19 protein-coding genes are annotated in these 18,186 nt (G+C 60.7%); 13 read left to right on the top strand and 6 right to left on the bottom strand.

Annotation, left to right across the window (positions count from 1 at the left end):
* On the bottom strand, nucleotides 1-109 hold a 109-nt coding region (locus tag D8U73_RS29405), incomplete at its 3' end, for a hypothetical protein (RefSeq protein WP_241664269.1).
* 446 nt (nucleotides 110-555) lie between these two features.
* Between D8U73_RS29405 and D8U73_RS05030 the strand changes: the two genes are divergently transcribed.
* The 4 genes from D8U73_RS05030 to D8U73_RS05015 all read left to right on the top strand — a co-directional run bounded on the left by D8U73_RS05030 (nucleotide 556) and on the right by D8U73_RS05015 (nucleotide 4,924).
* Nucleotides 556-2,475 (top strand): sigma-54-dependent Fis family transcriptional regulator, encoded by a 1,920-nt coding sequence (locus D8U73_RS05030; RefSeq protein WP_130903869.1) that lies wholly within the window; start codon nucleotides 556-558, stop codon nucleotides 2,473-2,475.
* A 193-nt stretch (nucleotides 2,476-2,668) separates the two neighbouring features.
* Nucleotides 2,669-4,018: a UDP-N-acetylmuramate:L-alanyl-gamma-D-glutamyl-meso-diaminopimelate ligase gene (gene mpl, locus D8U73_RS05025; protein ID WP_130903868.1), complete on the top strand. Its 1,350-nt coding sequence runs from the start codon at nucleotides 2,669-2,671 to the stop codon at nucleotides 4,016-4,018.
* Nucleotides 4,015-4,647: a flavin prenyltransferase UbiX gene (gene ubiX / locus D8U73_RS05020; RefSeq protein WP_056855822.1), complete on the top strand. Its 633-nt coding sequence runs from the start codon at nucleotides 4,015-4,017 to the stop codon at nucleotides 4,645-4,647. The genes mpl and ubiX overlap by 4 nt, the downstream gene beginning before the upstream one ends.
* The gene (locus tag D8U73_RS05015) at nucleotides 4,640-4,924 is read left to right on the top strand and encodes a YceK/YidQ family lipoprotein (protein WP_056855821.1); all 285 of its coding nucleotides are present in this window, start codon (nucleotides 4,640-4,642) and stop codon (nucleotides 4,922-4,924) included. Before ubiX ends, D8U73_RS05015 begins: the two co-directional genes overlap by 8 nt.
* A 73-nt stretch (nucleotides 4,925-4,997) precedes the next feature.
* On the opposite strand, the gene D8U73_RS05010 is transcribed toward D8U73_RS05015, so the two are convergent.
* The 3 genes from D8U73_RS05010 to D8U73_RS05000 all read right to left on the bottom strand — a co-directional run bounded on the left by D8U73_RS05010 (nucleotide 4,998) and on the right by D8U73_RS05000 (nucleotide 7,953).
* The gene (locus tag D8U73_RS05010) at nucleotides 4,998-5,639 is read right to left on the bottom strand and encodes an oxidoreductase (protein ID WP_056855818.1); all 642 of its coding nucleotides are present in this window, start codon (nucleotides 5,637-5,639) and stop codon (nucleotides 4,998-5,000) included.
* Between the two features lie 26 nt (nucleotides 5,640-5,665).
* On the bottom strand, nucleotides 5,666-7,384 hold the full coding sequence (locus tag D8U73_RS05005; RefSeq protein WP_056855817.1) for a C13 family peptidase: 1,719 nt from the start codon (nucleotides 7,382-7,384) through the stop codon (nucleotides 5,666-5,668).
* 113 nt (nucleotides 7,385-7,497) lie between these two features.
* Nucleotides 7,498-7,953: a MaoC family dehydratase gene (locus D8U73_RS05000; RefSeq protein ID WP_130903867.1), complete on the bottom strand. Its 456-nt coding sequence runs from the start codon at nucleotides 7,951-7,953 to the stop codon at nucleotides 7,498-7,500.
* Between the two features lie 195 nt (nucleotides 7,954-8,148).
* Between D8U73_RS05000 and D8U73_RS04995 the strand changes: the two genes are divergently transcribed.
* From D8U73_RS04995 to D8U73_RS04985, 3 genes are read left to right on the top strand one after another with little or no spacing between them, the layout of a single operon-like run.
* Nucleotides 8,149-8,511 carry a CidA/LrgA family protein gene (locus D8U73_RS04995; RefSeq protein WP_056855815.1) on the top strand — a complete coding sequence of 121 codons (363 nt, stop codon included), beginning with the start codon at nucleotides 8,149-8,151 and terminating at the stop codon, nucleotides 8,509-8,511.
* Nucleotides 8,508-9,224 carry an LrgB family protein gene (locus tag D8U73_RS04990; protein WP_075949055.1) on the top strand — a complete coding sequence of 239 codons (717 nt, stop codon included), beginning with the start codon at nucleotides 8,508-8,510 and terminating at the stop codon, nucleotides 9,222-9,224. The genes D8U73_RS04995 and D8U73_RS04990 overlap by 4 nt, the downstream gene beginning before the upstream one ends.
* Before the next feature lie 10 nt (nucleotides 9,225-9,234).
* A complete protein-coding gene (locus tag D8U73_RS04985) occupies nucleotides 9,235-9,825 on the top strand; it encodes an LON peptidase substrate-binding domain-containing protein (RefSeq protein ID WP_056855813.1) in 591 nt (196 codons plus the stop codon).
* Between the two features lie 6 nt (nucleotides 9,826-9,831).
* Here D8U73_RS04985 and D8U73_RS04980 read toward each other — a convergent pair whose 3' ends face one another.
* On the bottom strand, nucleotides 9,832-11,148 hold the full coding sequence (locus D8U73_RS04980; protein ID WP_130903866.1) for a bifunctional DedA family/phosphatase PAP2 family protein: 1,317 nt from the start codon (nucleotides 11,146-11,148) through the stop codon (nucleotides 9,832-9,834).
* A 92-nt stretch (nucleotides 11,149-11,240) separates the two neighbouring features.
* The gene (locus D8U73_RS04975; protein WP_130903865.1) at nucleotides 11,241-11,939 is read right to left on the bottom strand and encodes a DNA-3-methyladenine glycosylase; all 699 of its coding nucleotides are present in this window, start codon (nucleotides 11,937-11,939) and stop codon (nucleotides 11,241-11,243) included.
* A gap of 190 nt (nucleotides 11,940-12,129) precedes the next feature.
* Here D8U73_RS04975 and D8U73_RS04970 point away from each other — a divergent pair, with 190 nt between their 5' ends.
* The 6 genes from D8U73_RS04970 (at nucleotide 12,130) to rodA (ending at nucleotide 18,178) form a co-directional block, all read left to right on the top strand.
* Entirely contained in the window at nucleotides 12,130-13,401 is a 1,272-nt protein-coding gene (locus D8U73_RS04970) for a glutamate-5-semialdehyde dehydrogenase (RefSeq protein WP_130903864.1), read from the top strand.
* A gap of 46 nt (nucleotides 13,402-13,447) precedes the next feature.
* Nucleotides 13,448-14,092, top strand: a complete 645-nt coding sequence (gene nadD / locus D8U73_RS04965) for a nicotinate-nucleotide adenylyltransferase (RefSeq protein ID WP_162250584.1) — start codon at nucleotides 13,448-13,450, stop codon at nucleotides 14,090-14,092.
* Nucleotides 14,093-14,165: 73 nt separating this feature from the next.
* Nucleotides 14,166-14,660: a ribosome silencing factor gene (rsfS, locus tag D8U73_RS04960; RefSeq protein WP_056855808.1), complete on the top strand. Its 495-nt coding sequence runs from the start codon at nucleotides 14,166-14,168 to the stop codon at nucleotides 14,658-14,660.
* A gap of 9 nt (nucleotides 14,661-14,669) precedes the next feature.
* Nucleotides 14,670-15,137, top strand: a complete 468-nt coding sequence (gene rlmH, locus D8U73_RS04955; protein WP_003185785.1) for a 23S rRNA (pseudouridine(1915)-N(3))-methyltransferase RlmH — start codon at nucleotides 14,670-14,672, stop codon at nucleotides 15,135-15,137.
* 10 nt (nucleotides 15,138-15,147) lie between these two features.
* Nucleotides 15,148-17,043 (top strand): penicillin-binding protein 2, encoded by a 1,896-nt coding sequence (gene mrdA / locus D8U73_RS04950; protein WP_056855807.1) that lies wholly within the window; start codon nucleotides 15,148-15,150, stop codon nucleotides 17,041-17,043.
* A gap of 31 nt (nucleotides 17,044-17,074) precedes the next feature.
* Complete coding sequence (gene rodA / locus D8U73_RS04945; protein ID WP_056855903.1) at nucleotides 17,075-18,178, top strand: rod shape-determining protein RodA; 1,104 nt, start codon at nucleotides 17,075-17,077, stop codon at nucleotides 18,176-18,178.
* The last annotated feature ends 8 nt before the right edge of the window (nucleotides 18,179-18,186 follow it).

Here is an 18,186-nt window from a genome sequence, read left to right as displayed (position 1 = left end):
TGAAGTACTGACCTTTGACAGGCGCGACGAACTCGCCGCCGATGTAGTTACCGTATTTGCTCTTGAACGAAACGATAGCGCCTTCAGTACCGGGGTGAGCGTAACGCATGGTGGTCTCTCCTTGCTTTTGTGCTTATAGGGAGTCGCGCATGTGCGCTTGCTATAAGCGTAGAGCAAAGGTCGGGCCATTGCCCTGCAGCTCAGGCAAATCAAGGCCTTGGACGATTTTTCCCAGACGGGCGGGTGACGGCTGTGACGCTTTCGGTACAGCCCCTGTGACAGTTTGTACCGCTTATGGCACAGCTTGTGACTGATGGGTCTCGCCAGCATTGCAATGCGCGCCGGGCTGGAGGATGCTCGGCCGCAGGATGCCGCGCGGATAATCCTTTTTGTGGCGAGGGAGCTTGCTCCCGCTGGGCTGCGAAGCGGCTCCAAAATGTCTACCGGTCAGGTTCTGGCGAGCGCTTCGCACTCGAACGGGAGCAAGCTCCCTCGCCACAAGGCGTGTGCCAGGCCTGAAAGGGGCGGCACTGCTCTCGGGGAGAACAATAAGAAATGCACGACAACCATTTGAGTCGCCATGCCCAGCAAGTATTGACCGTCACGCAGGGGAAAACCCATCTGCACGGTCCAGGCAGCGATCCGTCCATCGCCCGTTCCTGGCTGCGTTGTCTTGAGGACTATCACCTTGACCCGGCCCTGAGCATGGCGCCGACGGTGCTTGAGCATGGGCGCGTCCTCGAAAGCCGCGAACGCTTGCAACAAGTGCTGCACATCGCCGGCAACGAAATGACCAGCCTGCATCAGCAACTCTCAGGCGCCGGCCATGCGGTGCTGTTGACCGATGCGCGCGGCGTGATCCTCAACTGCGTGACGGCCCCCGCCGAACGGAAGATTTTCGAGCGTGCCGGCCTCTGGCTCGGCGCCGACTGGAGCGAGGCCTGCGAAGGCACCAACGGTATCGGTACCTGCATGGTAGAGCGCCAGGCGCTGACCATTCACCAGGACGAACACTTCCGTGGCCGTCACACCGGCCTGACCTGTTCGGCGAGCCCGGTGTTCGACCCGCATGGCGAACTGCTGGCGGTGCTCGATGTGTCCTCGGCACGGCACGATGTCTCGCGTCAGAGTCAGTTTCACACCATGGCGCTGGTCAATCTTTCGGCGAAGATGATTGAGAGCTGCTATTTCCTGCGTTGTTTCGACAACCAGTGGCTGCTGCGTTTTCATTTGCAGGCCGAGTCCGTCGGCTTGTTCAGTGAAGGATTGCTGGCGTTTGATGGTGAAGGACGGATCAGTGCGGTCAACCAAAGTGCCCTGAACCTGCTGGGGTTTGTGCGCGGCGGCTTGCTCGGCAAACCGGTTGAAGCGTTTTTCGATTGCTCGCTGGATGAATTGCTCGGCCGCGCCAGCAGCCAGGCCAGTGCGAGTTGGCCACTGCGCACCCGTGATGGGCGCCGGCTGTTTGCCGTGCTGCGTGGCGAGTCGCGGCGCGTACCTGTGCCACTGAAGCCAGCCCCCGTTGTTGAAGATCGGGCTGCGATGCCTGGCATCTGCCTGGGCGATAGCGGCTTGCAGGCGGATTTTCGCAAGGCCTTGCGCGTTTACGAGCGGGACGTGCCGCTGTTGATCAACGGTGAAACCGGCTCGGGTAAAGAGGCCTTCGCCAAAGCGCTGCATCAAGCCAGTCAACGCGCGGAAAAAACCTTCGTTGCCCTCAACTGCGCAGCTATCCCCGAAAGCTTGATCGAGAGCGAATTGTTCGGCTATCGCGCTGGCAGCTTCACCGGCGCGCGCAAGGAGGGCATGCGCGGCAAGTTACAGCAGGCCGATGGCGGTACTTTGTTCCTGGATGAAATCGGCGATATGCCGCTGGCCTTGCAGACACGGTTGTTAAGGGTGCTGGAAGACCGGCAGGTCGTGCCAATCGGAGGAGAGCCGGAATCGGTCAATGTGCGGATCATCAGCGCCACGCACCGCAATCTGCTTGAGCGAGTGCAGGACGGCAGCTTCCGTGAAGACCTGTATTACCGGCTCAATGGGCTGGAAGTCGCACTGCCGCCATTGCGCGAACGCAGTGACAAATCACAGTTGCTCGACTTTTTGCTGGCCGAAGAAGCGCGCGGTGAAACGGTGTTGATTGATGGGCCGGCGCGCCAGGCCTTGCTCGGTTTCGCCTGGCCGGGGAACGTTCGGCAGTTGCGCAATGTGCTGCGTACGTTGGCGGCCTTGTGTGACGGCGGGCGGATCGGGTTGGAGGATTTGCCGTTGATGATTCGACAGGCCCGGCCGGCGGTAGCGCAAGCTATCGAGGAGCCAGCGGAGCATCCGCTGGAGGATGCCGAGCGTTTGGCGCTGTTGAATGCACTGGAGCAGACGCGGTGGCACATGACGCATACGGCTGAGCATTTGGGTGTTAGCCGAAATACCCTTTACAGAAAGCTGCGCAAACATGGTATCGCCCGCTCCGCATAGCTGATCGTTCCCACGCTCTGCGTGGGAATGCCTCCCTGGACGCTCTGCGTCCGCTTATGGGACGCAGAGCGTCCCTTGCTGCATTCCCACGCGGAGCGTGGGAACGATCATCAGTGCGTCCGAGAAGTGGAAACACAAGGTGCGAATTTTCCCACCCTAAGCTAACCTGCGGCCATGTTTTACGAGGTCGACTATGCACATTCATATTCTTGGTATCTGCGGCACTTTCATGGGTTCGATGGCGGTTCTGGCCAAAGAGCTGGGCCATCACGTCACCGGCTCCGATGCCAACGTCTACCCGCCGATGAGCACGCAACTTGAGGCTCAGGGCATCGAGCTGACCCAAGGCTACGACCCGGCGCAGCTCGACCCGGCACCGGATCTGGTGGTGATCGGCAACGCCATGTCCCGTGGCAATCCGGCGGTCGAGTACGTGCTGAACAAAGGCCTGCCTTACGTCTCCGGCCCGCAATGGCTGGCCGATCACGTGCTGCAAGGTCGCTGGGTGCTCGCGGTTGCCGGCACGCACGGTAAAACCACCACCAGCAGCATGCTTGCCTGGGTGTTGGAACACGCGGGCATGAGCCCGGGTTTCCTGATCGGTGGCGTGCCGCAGAACTTCTCGGTCTCGGCGCGTCTGGGCGATACACCGTTTTTTGTCATTGAAGCGGATGAATACGACAGTGCGTTCTTCGACAAGCGCTCCAAGTTCGTTCACTACCGTCCACGCACGGCCATCCTGAACAACCTGGAATTCGACCACGCCGATATTTTCCCGGACCTACCGGCCATCGAACGCCAGTTCCATCATTTGGTGCGGACCATCCCGAGCGAAGGCCTGGTGATCCATCCCACCACTGAGCCTGCCTTGCAGCGGGTCATTGAGATGGGCTGCTGGACCCCGGTGCAAACCACCGGTGCCGGTGGACAGTGGCAGGTCAAGTTGTTGAGCGAAGACGGTTCGGCCTTCGAAGTGATGTTCGAAGGCGTTTCCCAGGGCGTGGTGGAATGGGACATGACCGGCCAGCACAACGTCGCCAACGCGCTGGCCACATTGGCCGCCGCGCGCCACGTCGGTGTGGTGCCGTCCATGGGCATCGCGGCGCTGAGTGTCTTCAAAAGCGTGAAGCGGCGCATGGAAAAAGTCGCAGAAGTCCGTGGCATTACCATTTATGACGACTTTGCTCATCACCCGACCGCCATCGCCACCACCCTCGACGGCTTGCGCAAACGCATTGGCGACGCGCCATTGATCGCGATCATCGAGCCACGCTCCAACTCCATGAAGCTCGGCGCACACCGTGACGGTTTGCCGGATAGCGTGGTCGATGCCGATCAGGTGATCTGGTATGCGCCGGCCAATCTCGGCTGGGATCTGGCAGCCACTGCAGCGCTGTGCACCGTGCCGTCGATTGTCAGCGATTCGCTGGAAGGCATCATCGAGCGCGTGAAGAGCCAGGCGCAGCCGGGCACTCACGTGGTGATCATGAGCAACGGCGGTTTCGGTGGCCTGCACGGCAAACTCGCTGAGGCGCTGCAATGAACAACGGTCCGGACCGCATCACGCTGGCGATGACCGGTGCTTCCGGCGCGCAGTACGGCTTGCGCCTGCTCGATTGCCTGGTGCGCGAAGATCGCGAAGTGCACTTCCTGATTTCCAAGGCCGCGCAATTGGTGATGGCCACCGAAACCGACGTCACCTTGCCGGCCAAACCACAGATGATGCAGGCCTTCCTCACCGAATACACCGGCGCCGCTGCCGGGCAGATCCGCGTGTATGGCAAGGAGGACTGGATGTCGCCGGTGGCTTCGGGCTCCGGCTCACCGGCGGCGATGGTGGTGGTGCCATGCTCGACCGGCACTTTGTCGGCCATCGCCAACGGTGCCTGCAACAACCTGATCGAGCGTGCCGCCGACGTCACGCTCAAGGAGCGTCGCCAGTTGATTCTGGTGCCGCGCGAGGCGCCGTATTCGAGCATTCATCTGGAGAACATGCTCAAGCTGTCGAACATGGGCGTGACGATATTGCCGGCCTCGCCGGGTTTTTATCATCAGCCGCAAACCATCGACGACCTGATCGATTTTGTCGTGGCGCGAATCCTCAATTTGCTGAACATTCCCCAGGACATGCTGCCGCGTTGGGGCGAGCACCATCTGACCAGCGATGAATAAGTTACTGACGATTGTCCTGGCGCTGCAATTGGCTGGCTGTGCCACGGCGCGAACGCTGGATGCCGCCAAGCCTGGAGCGCCGGTGGTATACGCCGGGACGCGGCTGGATCTGTATGCGATGAATGGCGGCTGTTGCGCCATGGACCGTTTCGGCGCCGAAGCCCCGAGCTATCCCGGCGTCGATCTGCCGGCCAGTGCCTTGCTCGACACGCTGCTGTTGCCGTTGTCGTTATTGACGGTGATTGGCGTGAGTTTTCAGGCGACCGGAGGGTTGTAAAAAAACCAAGAATCGCAGCCTTCGTTTGAAGGCGTTTCTTCTAGAAACTGCCGAAGGCTGCGATAGATTGGTCTTATTTTCCCAGCTTCCTCAATTCATCCGACTCGACAATCCGCACCCCATCCTGCTCCTCCAGAGCCAGGCGCCACATGGCGCGGGCCAGTTGGCAGGCTTCGATGCCATGGTATTTGCCGGGAATCAGCCGAGACAGTGGACCGGCGACTTTCTCGGCAAAGCGCGGCTCGATGCGCTCGCCCAGCAGCAGCGATGGCCGGCAAATCGTCAATTGCGGCCAGTTTTGCGCGCGTAATGCGTGCTCCATTTCGCCCTTGACCTTGTTGTAGAAAATCGAGGATCTGCGATCGGCTCCCAAGGCGCTGATCACGATCAGGTGGCGCGCTCCCATTTCCCGGGCTCGTTTGGCGAACGCCACGACCATGTCCAGATCCACCGCGCGGAACGCCTCTTCGGAACCGGCTTTCTTGATGGTCGTGCCGAGGCAGCAATAGGCGATGTCGACACGGCCATTGAGTTGCGGCAGAAACTCCGCAGGGTCGCCTACCGGGTTTTCAAGGTGAGGATGTTCGGCCAATGGCCGGCGTGAGGGGGCCAAAACCCGCGTAATCGTTGGCTCATTGAGCAAGCGATCAAGCAAATGTTCACCGGTCAGGCCGGTGGCTCCGGCAAGCAGCACATGCTGAGGCGTCAAGTACATAGTGTTTCTCCCTTGATACTGTCAGCTTAGTTGCTCTTTGCGTCCTTGCTGTCGATCGAGACACTTTGCAGTGCTTTTCTTGCCTGTTGTTTGCGAAGCAACTGCCAGTGCGAAAGGACGGTTTTTGGCGCCCAGATCTGCGGTTCGGAGGCTTCGAAGTTGTCGGCCAGCTCCCGCTCGGCGACGGTGGCCCTGGCCAGTTTGAAGGCTTGTTCCAGATCGTCGGTCTGGTTCAGCGCCTGGGCGAACAAGGCATCGCCGAAGTAGGTGAAGTTGGCTTCCTCCGAACAGCCGAACGACACGCGGTCGGCCCGCGAAGCGGTCATGATCAGGGTGCGCTCGTCCTTGAGGGCGGGGATGAAACCGCCGGAATAGCAGGACGAAATCACAATCACCTTGTCGCGGTTCTTCAGCGGAGCGAGGACGGCCGCCAGTTCATCGGCCGGCAGATCGGCCAGCTCCATGCGCGGCTGGTCGAGTACCAGCTCGTGTTCGCTGGTGCCATGGCTGGTCAGGTAAATGAATATCAGGTCTTCGGGACCGCTGCGTTCGGCCAGGGTCAGCGCAGCGCGGCGCAGGTTCTCCCGGGTGGCCATCGGGCGGTCGCCGAGGTGGTCGCGATGGTTGACCAGGCGGATCTGGCCAAAGGCGCCGAAACGACTGTTGAGCATATTGGCGACATAGTCGGATTCACGCAGGAACACACTCTGTTTGCCATCGCCGCCGAGGGTCAGGGTGTACAGTTCCACCGCTGGCGTCGAGGCCGGCACACCGCCCAGCGCTTCTTCGAGCAGACGCCCCTGGGCCAGCAAACCGAGTTCGAGCGTGTCCGGCAGCAGCTTGCCATCGGCATCGCGCACTCGCTGGCCGTTGACCCAGATACCGCTGAGCACCGAACCATCGGTCAGCACCAGAGTGCCGCGGCCCTGATAGGTGTCGTTGTCGAACTGGCCGATGTAGAAACTGCCGTCGGCCAGGTTCAGTCGCCCCTGACCGCTGAAGCGCCAGTCGTTGAAATGGCCGATGTAGTGACTACCGTCTGCACCGATCAACTCGCCTTTGCCGTTGAGCGAACCTTCCTTGAACAGACCCAGCCAGACGTCGCCGTCGGCGTTTTCGTAGCGACCTTTCCCGTCCAGTTGATTGTTCTTGAAACCGCCGACGTAGATATCGCCGTCGGCACTGTTGAAGGTTCCCTTGCCTTCCAGCTGACCGTCGACGAAGTGCCCGCTGTACTGGTTGCCGCTGGCGTCGCCGCGCTGGCCCTCGCCATTGGGTTTGCCGTGGGCGAACTGGCCCTGGTAGGCGCTGCCGTCTTCGAGTTCGAGGCGGCCGAGCCCGGAAAACTGATCGGCCTTGAACTCGCCGCGGTAGGTCATGCCGTTTTCTTTGAGGGTGCCTTCACCGTTACGCCGGCCCAGTTTGAAACCGCCGTTGTAACGGCTGCCGTTGGTGCTCAAGGCGCCTTGGCCGTCGAACAACCCTTGATTGAATTGCCCGCGATAGACCTCGCCATTGCTGCCGTGCCATTCACCCTGGCCGTGCCATTGGCCTTTATCGAACTCACCGGCGTACCAGCTGCCATTCGGGTAGTCGATCCGGCCCTGGCCTTGCAGCAAGCCATTGACCATGTCGCCACGATAGCGTCCGCCGTCCGGCAGCCGCGCATCAGGGGGCAACAGCGATTCGCCGTCTCCGCAAGCGGTGAGCATCAGGGTCAAGGCAATGAGTGCAAGTGAGCGCATAGCGGGTTCCGGGCAATTAGGCGACCGAGTATGCCGCAGCTATGTGTCCATATACAGTCGATAGAATGGCTGGGGGCGCGAAACAGCGGGCGCTGCTTCGCATTCCGGAAGGTTTACACGAAGCAGAGTGACAACGGTTCGGCGATATACGCCGGTTTCTCCGAGCCTTCGATTTCCAGGGTGGCGGTGGCCTTGAGCAACCATTGGCCAGGCTTTTTCTCGGTGACGTCGGTCAGGTCGACCTTGAGGCGCACTTTCGAATCGACCTTGACCGGCTGAATGAAGCGCACGCTGTCCAGGCCGTAGTTGACCACCATTTTCAGGCCTTGCGGTATGACGAGAATGTCTTCCATCAGTTTTGGAATCAGCGACAGCGACAGGAAGCCGTGGGCAATGGTGCTGCCAAATGGCGTTTGTGCGGCTTTGACCGGGTCGACATGGATGAACTGATAATCCCCAGTGGCTTCGGCGAACAGGTTGATTCGCGCCTGATCGATGGTGAGCCATTCGGAACGTCCAAGTTCCTTCCCGACATAATCTTTGAGCTCTGCAACTGGAACATAGGGCATTGAGACTCTCCTTGGGTTCATCGCTTTTATAGTTTTGAGTGGGGGGGGATTTGACCTCCCGGATTACCACTTTAGATCAACATGGCAATTTGCTCCGGTCAACCGACCATGCTTTTGGCGAATGCCGTTGTATAGGGCAGGCATGCTTATAATGCCCAGGCCAATGCGGGTGACGGATTTTGCGGGAGATGAAAGATGTTGTTACGTGGCCTGACCTGGCTGGTGCTGTTCCAATTGCTCGGCACCGCGATCAACCATTTGCTGCTGCCGTTCCTGCCAGGTCCAATCATCGGCCTGTTGCTGTTGCTGGTGTTTCTGATCAGTCGCGGCCAGGTCGGTGAGCCGCTGAACCTGGCGGCCAGCAGTCTGTTGCGCTATTTGCCCTTGTTGCTGGTGCCCCCGGCGGTGGGTGTGATGGTGTATGCCGCAGACATCGCCGCGGATTTCTGGGCCATCGTCGGTGCACTGTTTTTGTCGCTGTTGCTGTCGATGGCTTTTGCCGGTGTGTTGATGCAGCGACTGGTCAAACGTCATGTTCACCCAGAGGACAACCAATGATCTTCGACTGGCATGGCGCTTGGGCGTCGGTGATCCACCATCCCCTGTTCGGCATTGGCATCACCCTCGGCGCCTATCAACTGGTACTGGCGGCCTACGAGAAAACCCGCTGGATCTTTTTGCAGCCGGTGCTGGTCTCCATGTTGCTGGTGATCGGTGTGCTGGTGGGCTGCGGCCTGACTTATGTCGAGTACCGCAAGAGCACCGAGATCCTCAGCATCCTGCTCGGCCCGGCGACGGTCGCGCTGGCGGTGCCGCTTTACCTTAATCTGCGGCGGATTCGGCAGTTGTTCTGGCCGATTTTTACTACGCTGGTGATAGGCGGAGTGGTTGCTACAGTCCTTGGCGTGCTTCTGGGTTGGTGGTTCGGTGCTGAACACATGATCCTGATGACCATGGCGCCGAAGTCGGTCACTTCGCCGATTGCGATGTTGGTGGCCGAACAGATCGGTGGCGTCGCGGCATTGGCTGCGGTGTTCGTGTTGATTACCGGTGTGATCGGCGCGATCTTTGGTCCGAGTCTGTTGACCCGGCTCGGCGTCCACAGCCCCGAGGCTCGGGGTATGGCGCTGGGCATGACCGCCCATGCTGTCGGCACGGCGGTGGCGATGCAGGAAAGTGAAGAATGTGGCGCCTTCGCGGCGCTGGCGATGAGTCTGATGGGCGTGGCCACGGCGGTGTTGCTGCCGTTGGCGGTGTCGATGGTGGTGTAAGGAAATGTCTATGAGTCTGCCGCTTTTCCCACTCAATACAGTGCTGTTTCCCGGCTGCATCCTCGACTTGCAGATTTTCGAGGCGCGCTACCTGGACATGATCGGTCGCTGCATGAAACAGGGCGGCGGCTTCGGCGTGGTCTGCATCCTGGAGGGCGAAGAAGTCGGCATTGCTCCGGCGGGGTACGCGCTGGTGGGGTGTGAGGCGCTGATCACCGATTTCAAGACACAGGACAATGGTCTGTTGGGGATTCGGGTTCAGGGTGGCCGGCGCTTCAACATTCTGCGCACCGAACTGCAACGTGATCAGTTGATCGTGGCAGAGGTCGAGTGGCTCGACGAGGAGCCGGAACAGCCGCTGCAGGACGAGGATGCCGATCTGGTGGCATTGCTCAAGGCCTTGGCTGAACACCCGATGGTCGAAGCGCTGAACATGGGAACCGAAGCGACCGGTCAGCAATCGCTGGCCAATCAGCTGGCTTACCTGTTGCCGTTCGCCGAACTGGACAAGATCGACCTGCTGCAACTCGATGATCCGCAACAGCGGCTGGATGCGATCCAGGCGCTGCTGGACGAGTTGCAGGGCGAGCTGTTTGCCTGAGGCTGGTTAATAGGCGTACCGCAGCATCGTATGCGGCAAATGCCGCAACACAAAGAACCCGAACAGAGCCACCAGCGACGGCAAGATCAGCCACCAGACCTTCGGTGGCATGGAATTGAGCTGAACCTTGCGCTGGCTCAGCCACAGGCTGGCCGCGCAGACGCAGGCCGCCAGCATCGCACCGGCCAATACATCGGTTGGCCAGTGCGCGCCGAGATAAACCCGCGACAGGGCAATCGCCAGCGCTGGCAAACAAGCCACCAGCAACCAGGTCAGACGCATCCGCGGCGGTTGTCCGCGTCCCGCCAGCACGGCCAGAGTCAGGAACAGCGCAAATGCGCCGGATGCATGACCGCTGGGCATGCTGTAGCTGGTCAGGGGATCGCTCAGCACTTCCGGCCGCACGCGGGCGAAAAAGCCTTTGGTCACGGTATTGGCCAGCGCAGTGCACAGCATCGTGCCGCAAGCGAATATCGCCTGGCGCCATTGTCGGGTGATCAGCAGAAGCGCCACCAGCAAGGCACTGAACAGCAGCATGATGTGGAATTCGCCGATCAGCGTGAGGACGACGGCCACTTCATCGAGTGCGGGTTTGCGATGCTCCTGCACCAGGGCCATCACGCCTTGATCGAGCGCGGTCAGGTGTGGATAACCGACGAACAGCCCGGCGAGAATCAGCAGGCTCATCCCGGTAATGAAAACGGTGGCGTTGCGATGTCGGCGCAAACTGCTGGTTGCACTCAATCCGACCATCACGGCGATGGCGCCGGCGACGATCCCGGCCTCAGGCCAGAAACCTTCAGGCAGCGGCAGGCGGATCGCTGCCCCGGTGGCCCAACCCGGCAGCAGATACGCCACCGACCAGCCCGCGCCAGCCAACAGGCTGACGGCGAAGAAACGCGGGAAGGGCATGTCGAACATGCCGGCCACCATCGGCAGCATCGGGCGCAACGGGCCGATAAAGCGTCCGACCAACAGGCTGGCGATGCCGTAGCGCTGGAAGTATGACTCCGCCCCGGCGATCCACTCGGGGTGATGACGCAAACCTGGCAGGCGCCGGATGTTCTGGTGGAAGTGGCGCCCCAGGAAATACGACACCACATCGCCCAACACGCCGGCGAGGAAACCCAGCAATAGCGTTTCACTCAGCGACAACGCCCCACTGCCTGCCAGTACCGCGACGGCAAACAGCAACACCGTGCCGGGCACGATCAGGCCGGCAATCGCCAGGCATTCGACAAAGGCCACGATGAAAACCGCCGCCGCCAGCCATTGCGGGTTGACCGTCAGCCACCCGGTCACGCTATCGAGCCATTGGCCCATAAAGACAACTCCATTGAATGTTCAGTTGATCCTGTTGAGAACACATCACTCTGAATACACCCGCTCCCACAGGAGTCAGTGTTGGTCAGCATTCAGCCCAGCATAAAATAGTCGCGCCCTTCGACCTGACCCCGTCGCAGCGGGTTCCGTGTGCACCAGGCAGCGTAGGCCGAGTCGACAAAGCGGTACATCAGATGTTCATCTCGTCCATGGGGGATGCCCAGGCGCGTGGTCTGGATAACGTGGGCAGGGGACTGGCCGACATCTTCAACCAGCAGCACCTCGTGGTCGAAGCGCTTGGCATCCCAGACCGGTACCTTCAGCCCCAACGACTTGCACAGCAGGGTTTGCCCGGCGCAGAGCTTTTGCGGTGGGCGAGGGCGGCCCCGGGCGTCGGGGTTGTTCAACAGCATCTGCGCCAGGCTCGCCGGGCCGCTCACGTCGTCGACCCACGGGTAAGCCGATTTGATCAGCACTGCGTTGCCCGGACCTTGGGCGCTGAAGTTCAGGGAGTCGCCACCCCGGGCGTAATACATATAAATGTGACCGCCATCCAGAAACAAAGCCTTACGTTTTTCTGTGTAGCCGAGCGACGCATGACTGCCTTTTTCGGCGCAGTAATAGGCTTCGGTTTCAATGATCCTTGCGCTGAGCCACAGTCCGTTGACCCGATGCCGAATGACTTTCCCGAGCAGGTCCCGGGCAAGAATTTGCGCGTCGCGGTCGAAAAATGCGTCCGCAAGGCCCGTGGGCAGGCTCATGGCGGACGTTCGGACAGTCAGATTGGACATGATGAACAGTGTTTATCAGGGCTGATTGAGTGGTGATGATAACAATTTGCAGCTTAAACCCGGCTGAACGTCGGCAATTTGCTCTCCATTTCGACCATCCGCCCGTCACCGCTGTTAGTCAGGAGGCACGACAGCTATAATCTGCCGCTTTACTCTTTACCAAGACCTTAGAAAAGACCACGCCCAGACCATGACTGAGTCCGTTCTTGACTACATGACCCGCTTGGGTCGCGCCGCCCGCGAAGCTTCCCGCGTGATTGGCCGCGCCAGCACTGCGCAGAAAAACCGCGCCTTGCAGGCCGCCGCCAACGCACTGGACGCCGCCCGCGCCGAGTTGACCGCAGCCAATGAGCTGGACTTGGCAGCCGGCCGCGCCAACGGTCTTGAACCGGCTTTGCTTGAACGCCTGGCGCTGACGCCGGCGCGTATCGACGGCATGATCGTCGGTTTGCGCCAGGTGGCCGCGCTGCCGGACCCGGTCGGAGCGATCCGTGACATGAGTTTCCGTCCGTCGGGTATCCAGGTCGGCAAGATGCGCGTGCCCTTGGGCGTCATCGGGATCATTTACGAATCCCGTCCGAACGTCACCATCGATGCCGCCAGCCTGTGCCTGAAATCCGGCAACGCGACCATTCTGCGTGGCGGGTCGGAAGCCATTCATTCCAATCGTGCCATCGCTGCCTGTATCCAGCGCGGACTGGCCGAGGCCGAATTGCCGGCCGCGGTGGTGCAAGTGGTCGAAACCACTGACCGTGCCGCCGTCGGCGCGCTGATCACCATGCCCGAATACGTCGATGTCATCGTGCCTCGCGGCGGTCGCGGCCTGATCGAGCGCGTCAGTCGAGATGCTCGCGTGCCAGTGATCAAACACCTGGACGGCATTTGCCACGTTTACGTCAGCGAACACGCGGACCTGGCGAAGGCCCAGCGCATCGCGTTCAACGCCAAAACTTACCGTTACGGCATCTGCGGTGCCATGGAAACGCTGCTCGTCGACCAAACCGTCGCCAAAGATTTTCTTCCGGCGATGGCGGCCCAGTTCCGCGAGAAAGGTGTCGAGCTGCGTGGCTGTGAACGCACCCGGGCAATCATCGATGCCGTGCCGGCCACCCTCGATGACTGGAGTACCGAGTACCTCGACGCGATTCTGTCGATCCGCGTGGTCGACGGGCTGGAACAGGCTATCGAGCACATCAACCATTACGGCTCGCACCACACCGATTCGATTGTCAGCGAACACCAGGGCGACACCCGGCGTTTCGTGGCTGAAGTCGATTCGTCGTCGGTGATGATCAACACTCCGACCTGCTTTGCCGATGGCTTCGAATACGGATTGGGTGCCGAGATCGGCATTTCTACTGATAAGCTGCACGCCCGCGGCCCGGTCGGCCTCGAAGGACTGACCTGCGAGAAGTACATCGTGGTCGGTGATGGCCAGTTGCGCGGACAGGAGCCGGTCTGACTTGGGCGACTTCGACCCGTCAGCCCCGTCGACCGTCAGCGAGCCAGTGCCTCGCCGTATTGGCGTGCTGGGTGGAACGTTCGACCCGGTGCACATCGGTCATTTGCGCGGTGCGCTGGAAGTTGCCGAGACCCTGGGCCTCGATGAGCTGCGCCTGACACCGAGTGCCAGGCCGCCCCATCGGAATACGCCGCAGGTGTCGGCGAAGGACCGTCTGGCGATGGTCGAGTGCGCGGTGGCCGGTGTGGCACCGTTGGTGGTGGACGCCCGCGAATTGCAGCGGGACAAACCGTCCTACACCATTGATACCCTGGAGTTGATGCGTGCCGAAATGGCCGCCGAGACCCAGGTTTTTCTGCTTTTGGGCTGGGACGCATTTTGCGGCCTGCCCACTTGGCACCGCTGGGAAGAGTTGCTCCAGCATTGCCATATCCTGGTGTTGCAACGCCCGGATGCCGACAGCGAACCGCCGGATGCCTTGCGCAACCTGCTGGCAGCGCGCTCGGTGAGCGACCCGCTGGCCCTCAAAGGGCCGAGCGGACAGATTGCATTCGTCTGGCAGACACCGCTCGCGGTATCCGCCACCCAGATCCGTCAACTGCTGGCCAGCGGTAAGTCGGTACGTTTCCTGGTGCCCGACGCGGTCCTGGCCTACATCGATGCGCACGGACTCTACCGTGCGTCGAACTGAATAGGAGTGCCTCAAGGCACGTGGCAACAACGTGTATTGAAGCGCCCGAACAAACGAGCAAAACGAGTTTTTTATGACGAACAACGAAGTAAACAAAGTTAAGCGCAAAGGCACGTTCAAGAGTGCCCCGCTGCCTGAAAAAGTCCTGGCTGCCGAGCCGCCTAAAGGCGACGAACTGGTCAAGATCGCGGTAGCGGCCCTGGAAGACGTCAAGGCCCAGGACGTTCTGGTCATCGACGTTCGCGACAAGCAGAGCATCACCGACTACATGATCATCGCCACCGGTACCTCCAACCGCCAGATCGGCGCGATGCTGGACAAGGTTCGCGAAGCCGTCAAAGCCTTGGGCATCAAGCCGCTGGGTGAAGAAGGCAAGGGCGACAGCGACTGGGTGCTGCTGGACATGGACGACGTGATCGTCCACATGATGACCTCCAACGCCCGTCAGTTCTACGACCTGGAGCGCCTGTGGAAAGGCGCCGAGCAGAGCCGTGCCGCCGACGGCAAACACCACAGTCCTGAAGTTGGTCACGAGCATTTCAACAAGCTCAACAAAGACCAGGAATAAGGAACGGCTGTGCGACTGCGACTGATCGCCGTCGGTTCCCGCATGCCCAAGTGGGTGGAAGAAGGCTGGCATGAATATGCCAAGCGTCTTCCGTCCGAGCTGGCGCTGGAACTGGTGGAAATACCGCTCAATACCCGGGGCAAGAACGCCGACGTGGCGCGCTTTATCCGTCAGGAAGGCGAAGCCATGCTGGCCAAGGTCGGGCCGAACGAGCGTATTGTCACCCTCGAAGTCCACGGCAAGCCCTGGAGTACCGAGCAACTGGCGGTGGAACTCGATCGCTGGCGGCTGGACTCGCGCACTGTCAATTTCATGGTCGGTGGCCCCGAGGGGCTGGCGCCGGAAGTCTGTGCCCGCGCCGATCAGCGTTGGTCGCTCTCGCCGTTGACGTTGCCGCATCCTTTGGTGCGCATCCTCATCGGCGAACAGCTGTATCGTGCCTGGACAGTTCTGTCCGGCCACCCTTACCACAAGTAGTTCTGCCCTCATGCCTCAGCCGATCCGCATCAAGGACCACGAAAAAGACGCCCGTCTGGTGCGTGGCCGCGTCGTGTTCGGGGCAATTGCCGTGGTGGTGCTGATTGGCGTGCTGATCGCGCGTCTGTATTTCCTTCAGGTGATCCAGTACGACTACCACTCGACCCTGTCGGAAAACAACCGCGTCCACGTACAACCGATTCCGCCGACTCGCGGCTTGATTTTCGACCGCAACGGCGTGGTGATCGCCGACAACCGGCCGAGTTTCAGCCTGAGCATGACCCGCGAGCGGTCCGGCGACTGGCAGCAAGTGCTCGACGTCATCGTCGAAGTATTGGAGATGACGCCCGAGGACCGGGTGATTTTCGAAAAGCGCATGCGTCAGGGACGTCGGCCGTTCGAGCCGGTGCCGATCCTGTTTGAGCTGACCGAAGAACAGATTGCCCGGATCGCCGTCAACCAGTTCCGCCTGCCAGGCGTGGAAGTGGTGGCGCAACTGGTTCGCCACTATCCGCAGGGCGCGCACTTTGCGCACTCGGTGGGTTACATGGGGCGGATCAACGAGAAAGAGCTCAAGACCCTCGACCCGGTCAATTACAGCGGCACCCATCACATCGGCAAAACCGGTATCGAACGCTTTTACGAGCCCGAACTGCACGGCCAGGTGGGTTACGAAGAAGTCGAAACTAACGCTCGGGGCCGCGTTTTGCGGGTACTCAAGCGTACCGATCCGATTCCCGGCAAGGACATCGTGCTGAGCCTGGACATCAAGTTGCAGGAAGCCGCTGAAGCCGCACTTGGCGGGCGGCGCGGCGCTGTCGTGGCGCTGGACCCGAAAACCGGTGAAGTGCTGGCGATGGTCAGCCAACCGAGTTTCGATCCGAACCTGTTCGTCACCGGCATCAGCTTCAAGGCCTATTCCGAACTGCGCGATTCCATCGACCGGCCGTTGTTCAACCGCGTTCTGCGCGGCCTGTATCCACCTGGATCGACGATCAAGCCAGCGGTGGCGATTGCCGGTCTTGACGCGGGCGTGGTGACAGCGTCGAGCCGGGTATTCGATCCGGGCTACTACATGCTGCCCAACTACGACCACAAGTATCGCAACTGGAACCGCACCGGCGACGGCTTCGTCGACCTCGATACGGCGATCATGCGTTCCAACGACACCTACTTCTATGACCTGGCGCACAAGCTGGGGATCGATCGGCTGTCGGCCTACATGACCAAGTTCGGCATCGGCCAGAAAGTCTCTCTGGACATGTTCGAAGAGTCGCCTGGCTTGATGCCGTCCCGCGAGTGGAAGCGTGCGACCCGCCGTCAGGCATGGTACCCGGGCGAAACGCTGATTCTCGGGATTGGTCAGGGCTATATGCAATCGACTCCGTTGCAGTTGGCCCAGGCCACCGCGCTGGTGGCCAACAAAGGCATCTGGAATCGCCCGCATCTGGCCAAGACCATCGAAGGCGCGAAGCCGGTGGATGAAAATCCCATGCCGGACATTATCCTGCGCGACCCGTCGGACTGGACCAAGGTCAACCACGGCATGCAGCAGGTCATGCATGGCGCCCGGGGCACCGCGCGCAAGGCTTCGATCGGTGCGCAGTACCGGATCGCCGGCAAGAGCGGTACGGCTCAGGTGGTGGCGATCAAGCAAGGCGAGAAGTACGACCGCTCCAAGGTTCAGGAGCGCCACCGTGACCACGCTTTGTTCGTCGGCTTTGCGCCGGCCGACGACCCGAAAATCGTGGTGTCGGTGATGGTGGAGAACGGCGAGTCCGGCTCCGGCGTGGCAGCGCCCGTGGTGCGTCAAGTCATGGACGCCTGGTTGCTCGATGAGAGCGGTCATCTGAAAGCCGAATACGCCAGTCCTATCAGCGCGGAGGCTACGGCCCGTGAAGAATAATTTCGATCGCATGCTTTCCAGCGAGGATGTGATGCGTCGCCGGGCGACGTTGTTGCAACGCATGCACATCGACGGCCCTTTGCTGATCCTGCTGTTGACCCTCGCCGCCGGCAGCCTGTTCGTGTTGTATTCGGCCAGTGGCAAAAGTTGGGATCTGCTGGGCAAACAAGCCACCTCGTTCGGTATTGGCCTGGTGGCGATGATCGTCATCGCCCAATTCGAACCGCGATTCATGGCGCGTTGGGTGCCGCTGGGCTACGTGGTCGGCGTGATGCTGTTGCTGGTGGTGGACATCATGGGCCACAACGCCATGGGCGCGACACGCTGGATCAATATTCCCGGGGTGATCCGCTTCCAGCCCTCGGAGTTCATGAAAATCCTGATGCCGGCGACTATCGCCTGGTATCTGTCCAAACGCAGTCTGCCACCGCAGCTTAAACACGTGGGCGTCAGCCTGATGCTGATCGGCGTGCCGTTCATTTTGATTGTGCGGCAACCGGACCTCGGCACCTCGCTGCTGATCCTGGCCGGTGGTGCATTCGTGCTGTTCATGGGTGGCCTGCGCTGGCGCTGGATTCTCAGCGTACTGGCCGCAACGGTGCCCGTGGCCATCGCCATGTGGTTCTTCGTCATGCACGATTACCAGAAGCAGCGGGTCCTGACGTTCCTCGACCCTGAGAGTGATCCGCTGGGCACTGGCTGGAACATCATTCAGTCGAAGGCCGCCATCGGTTCCGGCGGCGTGTTCGGCAAGGGGTGGCTATTGGGCACACAGTCGCACCTGGACTTTCTCCCGGAAAGCCATACCGACTTCATCATTGCGGTCATGGGCGAAGAGTTCGGTCTGGTGGGCATTTGCGCGCTGCTGTTGATCTACCTGCTGTTGATCGGGCGCGGGCTGGTGATTACCGCCCAGGCCCAGACATTGTTCGGCAAGTTGCTGGCCGGCGCGCTGACCATGACGTTTTTTGTTTATGTTTTCGTCAATATCGGTATGGTCAGCGGCCTGTTGCCTGTCGTGGGGGTGCCGTTGCCGTTCATTAGCTACGGAGGAACTTCGCTGGTGACGCTGCTGTCAGCGTTTGGGGTTTTGATGTCGATCCATACCCATCGTAAGTGGATCGCACAGGTTTGAATAAGGTG

This window comes from Pseudomonas sp. Sample_22 (assembly GCF_004307635.1).
Taxonomy (GTDB): Bacteria; Pseudomonadota; Gammaproteobacteria; order Pseudomonadales; family Pseudomonadaceae; genus Aquipseudomonas.
Note: the sequence above shows the minus strand (reverse complement) of the source record. Positions and strands in the feature narration are given on the sequence as shown.